Genomic DNA, 708 nt, shown 5'->3' on the forward strand with positions numbered 1-708 from the left:
CCGGGGTCGCCGATGGCCCGGCGGCCCGCGCGGGTGAGGACGCCGGCGGCCGGTTCTCCGGCGCGTTCAAACTGGCCTTGGCCGGCGTTGGTATTGCGGCCGGCGCCGGACTGATGGCTGGACTCACCCAGGCTCTGGACCAGGGGCAGGTGACGGCACGCCTGGGTGCGCAGCTGGGCGCCACCCCAGCGGAGGCAGCCAAGTACGGCAAGATCGCAGGCCAGTTGTACTCCAAGGGCGTCACCGGGGACTTCCAGCAGGCCGCAGACGCGATCCGGGCCACCATGACCGCAGGCCTGGCCCCGCCCGGGGCCACGACCGCCCAGCTGGAGCAGATCTCCACCAAGGCCGCCGACCTGGCGAACACCTTCGAAGTGGACCTGGGGCAGGCCACCAACGCGGTCGGGCAGATGATGAAGACCGGCCTCGCGGCGAACGCCGACGAGGCATTCGACGTGATGACCCGCGGTTTCCAGGTGATGGGGCCCCGCGCCGACGACCTCGCCGACACGTTCAACGAATACAGCGTGCAGTTCCAGAACATGGGTCTGTCCGCCGAGATGGCCACCGGCATCCTGGCGCAGGGCATGAAGGCCGGCGCCCGAGACACCGACCTGGTGGCCGACACCATCAAGGAGTTTTCCCTCGAAGCGGTCCAGGGCGGCGAGAAGGTCCGCGGCGGCTTCGAGCTGATCGGCCTGTCCGCCG

The 708-nt window shown here is 70.2% G+C and carries 1 protein-coding gene; it reads left to right on the forward strand.

Features of this window, described 5'->3' with window-relative positions; translation table 11 throughout:
- Positions 1-113 precede the first annotated feature (113 nt).
- Positions 114-708, forward strand: a 595-nt coding sequence (locus tag JAO81_RS41940; protein WP_233416669.1) for a phage tail tape measure protein, incomplete at its 3' end; no start/stop codon positions are given.

The sequence above is a fragment of the Streptomyces sp. N35 genome, assembly GCF_016464295.1.
GTDB lineage: Bacteria > Actinomycetota > Actinomycetes > Streptomycetales > Streptomycetaceae > Streptomyces.